The sequence below is a fragment of the Thermoanaerobaculia bacterium genome (assembly GCA_035717485.1).
Lineage (GTDB): Bacteria > Acidobacteriota > Thermoanaerobaculia > UBA5066 > DATFVB01 > DATFVB01.
The window spans coordinates 1-7,969 of the sequence record DASTIQ010000289.1 but is presented as its reverse complement, the minus strand read 5'-3'; the positions used below and the strand labels follow the sequence as shown (position 1 = coordinate 7,969).

Below are 7,969 nucleotides of genomic sequence, written 5' to 3'. Positions count from 1 at the left end.
CGCTCTGTGGGTGCGCGTCTCGCTCGCGTCTCCCCGCGCCCCGGCAAACTGATCGTCCAATCTCTTTTCGTCGCTCTGGAACGCGGCACCACCCGTCGAGTGAACGAGCTTTCACCGAAGACCGCCATCGACCACCCTCCGCGAGGGCGTACGTCGCGGCCGCGGGCGGGTTTCCGGCGCCCGTATTCGCTCGATGCACCGTCCGCGCCTCTACAGCTCTGACACGACAATCCCGGCGATCACCAGCGCCCCGCCGGCATAACCGCGGAATCCCAGATGCTCCGACAGGATCACCGCCGCGAAGATCGCCGCCCACACGGGCTCGAGCGCGAAGATGATCGCCGCGCGGGTCGCCGTCAGGCGCGCCTGCGCCCAGTTCTGCACCGTGAACGTGCCGACCGTCGCGAAGAGCGTCATGTAGGCGATCGCGATCAGGAAGCCCCGATCGAGCGCGAAGGGCTTCGCCTCGAACGCGGCGGCCGCGAGCGGGGGCCGGGCGAGCTTCAGCCAGAGCGACGCCGCGGCGAGCGTGACGGAGGCCGCGATCATCTGGCGCGCCGTGTACACGAACGCGTCGTGCCGCGGCGACCGCACTTCGTTCTCCACGAAATAGATCGCGAAGAGCACCGCGCACACGAGGACCATCAGGTCGCCCCGGTTGACTCCTCCGCCGTCCGACGGCCAGGAGAGGAGCGCGAATCCCCCCGTCGCGAGCGCCACTCCGGCGAGGACGGCCGCTCCGGGCGCGCGGCGGGTCCGGAAGAGCGCGACCACCGGCGTCAGCACGACCGAGAGTCCCGTGATGAAGGCCGTCTTCGACGCCGAGGTTTCGGTCTGGCCGACGATCTGCGCACCCATCCCGAGCGCCAGCAGCACGCCCATGCCGATGCCGTCGCGCCACACGCGCGGCGTCCGCCGCCTCCCGATCACGGCGAGATTCAGGATCAGCGCGGCGAACACGAAACGGCATGCCACGTAGCCGAGCGGCGGCTCGCGGCCCAGCACCTCCGCATTGACGATGAAGGTCGTGCCCCAGACGACGGTGACGGCGACGAGCGCCAGCGCCGCCGGCCAGGAATGCTTGTCGGCGGAGACGGCGGATTCCATCCGGCGGCGATCGTATAAGATCGCCGCTCGCCATGACCGTCCGCGTCCGCTTCGCTCCGTCGCCGACGGGAAGTCTGCACGTCGGCGGCGCCCGCACCGCGCTCTACAACTTTCTGTTCGCGCGCCACCACGGCGGGACGCACATCCTCCGGATCGAGGACACCGACGTCGAACGCAGCCGGACCGAGCTCACCGACCAGATCCTCCGTTCGCTCGAATGGCTCGGAATCCGCTGGGACGAAGGGCCGATCCACCAGTCGGACCGCATGGACCTCTACCGCGCGAAGGCCGACGCGCTGCTCGCCGCCGGGAAGGCGTATCGATGCTTCTGCACCCCGGACGAGCTCGACGCCGATCGCAAGCGGGCCGAAGCGGAGAAGCGCGCCTACCAGTATTCGAAGAAATGCCGCGCGCTCGACGCGGAAGAAGCCGCGCGCCGCGCGGAATCGGGCGAGAGGTTCGTCGTCCGCCTTCGCGTCCGACCCGAGCCGATCGTCGTCGAGGACCTGATCCGCGGGCGGGTCGAGTTCCCGGCGGGAGCGACCGACGACTTCGTCCTGGTCCGCTCGGGCGGCCATCCGCTCTACCACTTCACCGTCTGCGTCGACGACGTGGACATGCGGATCACCCACGTCATCCGCGGCGACGACCACCTCGCGAACACGCCCAAGCACGTCGCGCTCTTCGAGGCGCTCGGCGCGCCGCTCCCGAAGTTCGCGCACCTCGGAATGATCTACGGGACCGACCGCAAGAAGCTCTCGAAGCGGCACGGGGCGGCCTCCGTCGAAGAGTGGCGGGATGCCGGCGTCTTCCCCGAAGCGCTCGTCAATTTCCTGGCGCTCCTCGGATGGTCTCCCGGCGACGACCGCGAGATCATGACGCTCGACGAGATGATCCGGGACTTCTCGCTCGAACGGGTCGGAGCGTCGCCGTCGGTCTTCGACCCGGAGAAGCTCCTCTGGATGAACTCGAAGTACCTCGCGGCGATGACGCCCGCCGAGCTCTTCCTGCGGCTCGACGTCGACGGAGCGGTGCTGCCGCCGGAGCCGGTGGCGCTCACGGCGATCGCTCTCCATCGGGAACGCTCGCGAACGCTCGCGGAGCTCCGGTCGGCGATCGCCGACTATGCGGCCGATCCCTTGGAGTACGACGCCGGAGGGCTGAAGAAGAACGTCGGCGCGGACACCGCCTCGCTTCTCGCCGCGCTCGGCGAGCGGTTCTCGGCCGCGGCCGACTTCCGCAAAGAGGCTCTCGAGGCGATGCTCCGGGAGCTCGCCACCGAAAAGGGGATTTCCGCGGGCAAGATCATCCACCCGCTCCGGCTGGCGCTGACGGGAAAGACCGTCGGCGCCCCGCTCTTCGACGTCGTCGAGCTCCTCGGACGCGAAACGGTGCTGCGCCGCATCGAAGCCTTCCTGAAGGCGATTTCGTCGGTCACGGCCTGACGGCGCTCGAGCCGTTCCGCGAATGCGCGCCGTCCGTCTCGTCTCCCCCGGTCGACCGCTGACGGACGAGGACTCCCCGGATCCCCTGCCGGACGGGGGCTCGGTCGTCATCGAAGTCCGGGCCGCGGGGATCTGCCACTCGGACGCGCATTACCGGCGCGATCCGGGGCGGGCGACGCTCCCGCGGACGCTCGGGCACGAAATCGCGGGCGTCGTCGCGGAAATCGGCGCGGACGTCACCTCGGTCGCGATCGGCGACCGCGTCGCCGTCCATTACCTCGTCGGCTGCGGACTCTGCGCCGATTGCCGCTCGGGACGGGAACGGTTCTGCCCGCGCGCCGAGATGTTCGGCAAGGAGCGAGACGGAGGCTACTCGGAGCGGGTCGCCGTCCCGGCCGAAAACGCGATCCCGGTGCCGGACGGCGTCTCGTTCGACGAGGCGGCCGTCATGATGTGCTCGTCGGCGACGGCGCTCCACGCGCTCCGTCTCGCGGAGATCCGGCCCGGAGAGAGCGTCCTGGTCTCGGGATTCGGAGGCCTCGGCGTCTCGGCCGTCCAGCTCGCGGGGGTTCTCGGAGCCGGCGCGGTCGTCGTGGCCGACGTCGTTCCCGAAAAGCTCTCGGCGGCCCGGGATTTCGGCGCGCACCCTCTGGACGCGTCCGCGCCCCGCTTCGCCGAATCGCTCACCGCCGCGACGGGAGGGCGGGGCCCGGACGTCGCCCTCGACTTCGCGGGAACGCCGGCGTCTCGGACCGCGGCCCTGCGATCGCTCGCTCCCGGCGGCCGGCTCGTGATCGTCGCGCTCGATGCCCGCCCGTTCCCGTTCGATCCGTATCGCGACGTGCTCGCGCGGGAGCGGCGGATCATCGGGTGTTCCGACCATCTCCGCAGCGACCTCGTCGACCTGATGGAGCTCGCCTCCCGGGGAATGATCGACGTCTCGCGCGCGATCACGCGGCGCGTTCCGCTCGGTGCCGCCGCGATCAACGAGGTCCTGGACGAGCTCGAGAGAGGCACCTCGCACCTGCGGTCGGTCGTCCTTCCGGCCGGCTGAGGCGGAACGGGGTCCTCAGGACCCCCCGGGTTCGATCACGGCGCCGCTCGAATCCCCCTCGATCGCTTCGACGAAAGCGCGGGCGACGGTCGCGGCGGGCGTCCCTCCCTCCGGGCGATGCCCCATCTTCTTCAGGGTTTCGGTCACCCAGCCCGGAGACACCGCGTTGATCCGGATCCCCCGAGGCAGTTCGAGCGCCGCCGACGCGACGAACGCCTCCACGCCCGCGTTGGCGACGGCGACCGCGGCCCCCCCCCGCGAGGGGCGGCTCGCGAGCGTGCCGGACGTCAGCGCGAACGCGCCCCCGTCGGCGACGAAACGGATCCCGAGCCGAACGAGATTGATCTGGCCGAGGAGCTTGTGCATGAGGCTGAAACGGAAGTCCTCCTCCGAGAGCTCGGAGAGCGGCCGGAACCGCGTGCCGCCCGCCGTGCAGACGACGGCATCCACGCGGCCGACCTTCTCGTAGAGCCGCGCGATCGACGCGGAGTCCTGCAGATCGACCGTCAGGGCGCCGCTCCGGTGGGCGACCGGAAGCACCTCGTGGCGGTCTTCCAACGCCGCGACGACGGCGCGTCCGATCGTGCCGGTGGCACCGACGACGAGGACCCTCACCGGAAGCCGTCGACGAGGTACAGGCTCGAAAGGATCCGCGTCACGCCGTAGGCGTAGGCCTTGCCGTCCATGACGACGATGACGGGGGCGATGCCGGTGATTCCCGCCGCATCCGGCGCCGTGATGGTCTTCCAGAGCTCCCGCTTCCCCGTCGCGAGATCGACGCGGTAGACGGGAGCCACGCTTCCGCTGCGGAGGTAGACGTAGATCGCCCGTCCGTCGGTCGACCAGCCGGCGGGGTATTCGCGGGGCTGCGATCCGAGGACCGGAACCGCGGCTCCTCCGGCGATCGGGTAGATCGTCGGACGAAAATCGGCGCTGAGGCCGAGCAGACGCGTTCCATCGGGGGAAGTCGGCGTGTAGCTCGAAAAGGGAATTCCCTCTTCGCTGATCGCCCGGGCGGCGCCCGTCTCCGCGTCCAGGACGAAATACCGCGGGTTGTGACCCTTTTCGGCGCCCCGCACGACGAGCCGCATCGCGCCGGCGACGAACTGCGGCGAGCTGACGTTCACGAGCGAGGTCCGGATCGTGCGCGACTTCCCCGCCGCCGTCGGGAAGAGCGAGATCGTCGAGCCCTCCAATCCGTAACCGGCCACCCAGGAGCCATCCGAGGAGAAGCCCCCGGACCCGCCGGTCCCGAGCAGGAGGGGAGAGGATCCGTCCGTCCTCCGGATGTACACGGAGCCGCTTTCGCCGCCGCCCTCGCCGGTCTCGTCGAAGGACACGAGCCTTCCGTCCGTCGAGAATCCGTTGAGGCCGCTCCAGTCGAGCGCCGACAGATCCCTCTCCCGGGTCTCCCCGGGCGCCAGGGCGAAGGTGCTGGAACGCTGATCCTCCTGCTCCACGAGCAGCCGGCCGTCTTTGGCGATGTCGTAGAGCGTCAGAGTCGCCGGGACCCGGTGAAGAGTCCGCATCTTTCCGGACGGCGTCACGGCGCAGAGCGCCCGCGCGTTTCCCTCGGCGGTCCCGGTGAACCAGATCTCCTTCCCGTCGGCCCTCCAGGCCAGCCCCTGAACCGTCGAGAATCCGGAGGCGAGCGTCCTCCGCGTCCGGCCGTCGGTCGACACGAGCACCACCGAGCCGCCGTCGCCCGCCGACGCGTGATCGAGGAACGCGATCCACTTTCCGTCGGGCGAGAACCGCGGATGGCTGGCCCATCCCTGCGACGCGTACAGGAGGTGGTCCTCCGGATAGAAGAGGTCCGCACGGCCGCCGACGTCGCGAACGACGGCGAGCCCGGTGCCGTCCGGCGTCCAGTCGGCGAAAGACACTCTGCTTTCGACTTCGCGGGGCGAGCCCCCGGACAAGGGGGCCCTCGCGAGCGTTCCGAGAATCTGCAGCGTCGTGACCTGAATCGGATCCTTCGCGAGCGCCACCTCGCTCTGTCTCGAGATGCCGAGGAGAAACGCGGGAGGGAGATCGAGCGGCGACGAGAGGAGGTTGTCGGCCCGGACGGTGTACAGATGGGAAGGCTGCCCGTCCCACGCGGCGCCGTAGACGATCGATCCCCCGTCGGGCGTGAAGCGCGCGCCCCAGATCGCGCCGCGCTGGAACGTCAGCCGATGGAAGACGGCCCCGCCCGGCGGGCGGCGGGGTTTCAGGACGGAGATCGCCAGAGCGACCGCGAGGACTGCCGCGACGGCGGTCGCCGCGATCGCGCGGCGGCGCAGGCTCCGCACCCGCCCGATGGGAATGGCGGCGCTGACGCCGGACTGGAGAGACGCCGACGTCTCCGTGAGGTGGTCGCGCAGGCTTTTCAGGTCGCGCGCGAGATCCTTCGTCGAGGCGAAGCGGTCCTCCGCGTCTTTGGCGAGGCAGCGTTCGACGATCCACCGGAGCGGCGCGGGAATGCGGGCGTTCGCGGTCGAGATCGGCTCCGGCTCCTCGCGGATGATGGCCGTCAGCGTTTCGGCCGATGTCCCCCGTTCGAACGCGCGCTTGCCGGTCGACATCTCGTAGACCATCGATCCGAGGGAGAACTGGTCCGACCGGAAGTCGACGGGGCGGCCCGCCGCCTGTTCCGGCGACATGTAGCCGACCGTACCCATGACCGTCCCGGGCGCCGTGCCGGTCTGGGTCGGAAGCTCGGACGAATCCGAACCGCGCCGATCGGTTTGGCGCGCGAGACCGAAATCGAGCACCTTGACGTAGCCGTCCTTCGAGACGATCACGTTCTCGGGCTTGAGGTCCCGGTGGACGATGCCGGAGTCGTGCGCCTTCGCGAGCGCTTCCGCCAGCTGGGTCGCGATATCCAGCAACTTTCGGATCGGGACGGCCCCGTCCTCGAGGAGCGCGCGGAGCGTCCGCCCGTCGACGAGCTCCATCGCGATGTAGGCGCGCCCCTCGGCCGATCCGATGTCGTGCACGACGACGATTCCCGGATGGTTCAGCGCCGACGCGGCGCGCGCCTCCTGCTCGAAGCGCACCAGCCGTTCGCGGTCCGTCGTGAACTCCTCCGGAAGGACCTTCAGGGCGACGTCGCGGCCGAGCCGCGGATCGCGCGCGCGATAGACCTCGCCCATGCCTCCCGCTCCGAGAGGGGCGAGGATCTCGTAAGGGCCGATCTTCGTTCCGTTCGACAAGGGCATGGGTGGGGAGATTTTAACGGAAGGGCTAGGCCCCCGGGGAGGCTATCTCTCGTGGGTATTCGACGGCGCGGGCTTGTAGGACTCGCTCATCTTGCGGAGCTTCCCGATCGTCTCGCGGAGCACGCCGATCGCGGCGGGGATCTCCCGGCCGTACAGCTTCATCTCGGCCTCGCAGTCCGTCATGCCGTAGACGGCCGCGTCGTTCTCGAGCCGGTTCCGCTCGAACTCCAGCCGCTCGACGAGCTCGTCGATCTCGGAACGGAGGACGTACGAGAGATCGCGCTCGCCGAGGTACCGGCCGCACTGCGGGCAGTGGACGGTGCCGTAGCCTTCCGCGGGCTCGTCCACGATGAACTGCCGCTCGCATCGCGGGCATTCGAAGACTTCCGGAAGCACGAAAAGATTGTCCGCCCCGCTTCGCGCGAAATCAACCATCGCCCGGAAATTTTTGATCGAATTCTTCCTTGACAAATCCGATCGGCCATGTTCGAAGATCGACGCCGGCGAATTCGTCGCGCGGGCGGTCCCGCGTGTCGAACGACTCCGCCCGGAATTCGCCGCACACGGAGACCATCGCGTCCCCGGCAGCGATGAAGGCCGGTCACCCCCCCGATTTCTTGGGCCGGTACCCTTCGGCGGCGAGCAGGCTCATCACCGTGTCCCCATGGTCGCCCTGGATCTCGATCAGGCCGTCCTTGACCGTCCCCCCCGCGCCGCATCGCGCCTTGAGCTTCTTCGCGAGCGGCGCGAGAATCGCGTCTCCCCCTTCGATTCCGGCGATCAGGGTCACCGTCTTGCCTCCGCGCCCCGCGGAGCTGCGCGAAACGCGGACGCGCTGGCCGGCGAGCGGTCCGGCGACCTCCTCTTTTTTCGCGCAGGCGCACGAATCGACCGGCCATCCGCATCGCGGACAGCGGTTGCCGCTCCCCTGCGGACCGGACGAATAGACGACGGGGCGGCGCGGCGCGGTCATGCGGCCGTCATTTTCTCCGAAACGGAAAAGGCCCGGCGGTCCCGCCGGGCCCGGAATCCTCGCCGGGGAAGCGCTAGATCTCCGCGGCTCTCCGGAAATACTCGGCGAACGCCATCATCCCGCCGCGCGCCTGCCGCCAGTCGTAGTTCTCGTTCGGCGCGTGGTAGCCGTGCTCGGGAAGCGAAAG

The 7,969-nt window shown here is 69.6% G+C and carries 7 protein-coding genes; 2 read left to right on the top strand and 5 right to left on the bottom strand.

From position 1 onward, the window contains the following. Positions 1-210: 210 nt before the first annotated feature. Complete coding sequence (locus VFS34_15190) at positions 211-1,107, bottom strand: DMT family transporter (GenBank protein HET9795796.1); 897 nt, start codon at positions 1,105-1,107, stop codon at positions 211-213. 32 nt (positions 1,108-1,139) lie between these two features. Between VFS34_15190 and gltX the strand changes: the two genes are divergently transcribed. Together gltX and VFS34_15180 are read left to right on the top strand one after the other, a co-directional pair. Continuing rightward, entirely contained in the window at positions 1,140-2,552 is a 1,413-nt protein-coding gene (gltX, locus tag VFS34_15185) for a glutamate--tRNA ligase (protein HET9795795.1), read from the top strand. A 22-nt stretch (positions 2,553-2,574) separates the two neighbouring features. After that, the gene (locus VFS34_15180; protein HET9795794.1) at positions 2,575-3,606 is read left to right on the top strand and encodes a zinc-binding dehydrogenase; all 1,032 of its coding nucleotides are present in this window, start codon (positions 2,575-2,577) and stop codon (positions 3,604-3,606) included. Positions 3,607-3,621: 15 nt separating this feature from the next. On the opposite strand, the gene VFS34_15175 is transcribed toward VFS34_15180, so the two are convergent. From VFS34_15175 to VFS34_15160, 4 genes are all read right to left on the bottom strand, one after another. After that, positions 3,622-4,221, bottom strand: coding sequence for a short chain dehydrogenase (locus VFS34_15175; protein ID HET9795793.1), 600 nt, complete (start codon positions 4,219-4,221; stop codon positions 3,622-3,624). Next, complete coding sequence (locus VFS34_15170; GenBank protein ID HET9795792.1) at positions 4,218-6,809, bottom strand: protein kinase; 2,592 nt, start codon at positions 6,807-6,809, stop codon at positions 4,218-4,220. The genes VFS34_15175 and VFS34_15170 overlap by 4 nt, the downstream gene beginning before the upstream one ends. Positions 6,810-6,851: 42 nt before the next feature. Continuing rightward, a complete protein-coding gene (locus VFS34_15165) occupies positions 6,852-7,244 on the bottom strand; it encodes a hypothetical protein (protein ID HET9795791.1) in 393 nt (130 codons plus the stop codon). 166 nt (positions 7,245-7,410) lie between these two features. Then, positions 7,411-7,782, bottom strand: coding sequence for a stress response translation initiation inhibitor YciH (locus tag VFS34_15160; protein HET9795790.1), 372 nt, complete (start codon positions 7,780-7,782; stop codon positions 7,411-7,413). Positions 7,783-7,969: the final 187 nt, after the last annotated feature.

Coding starts and splice junctions, on each gene's coding strand:
- VFS34_15160 (HET9795790.1), bottom strand. CDS start 7,782: ATGACCGCGCCGCGCCGCCCCGTCGTCTATTCGTCCGGTCCGCAGGGG.
- VFS34_15165 (HET9795791.1), bottom strand. CDS start 7,244: ATGGTTGATTTCGCGCGAAGCGGGGCGGACAATCTTTTCGTGCTTCCG.
- VFS34_15180 (HET9795794.1), top strand. CDS start 2,575: ATGCGCGCCGTCCGTCTCGTCTCCCCCGGTCGACCGCTGACGGACGAG.
- VFS34_15190 (HET9795796.1), bottom strand. CDS start 1,107: ATGGAATCCGCCGTCTCCGCCGACAAGCATTCCTGGCCGGCGGCGCTG.
- VFS34_15170 (HET9795792.1), bottom strand. CDS start 6,809: ATGCCCTTGTCGAACGGAACGAAGATCGGCCCTTACGAGATCCTCGCC.
- gltX (HET9795795.1), top strand. CDS start 1,140: ATGACCGTCCGCGTCCGCTTCGCTCCGTCGCCGACGGGAAGTCTGCAC.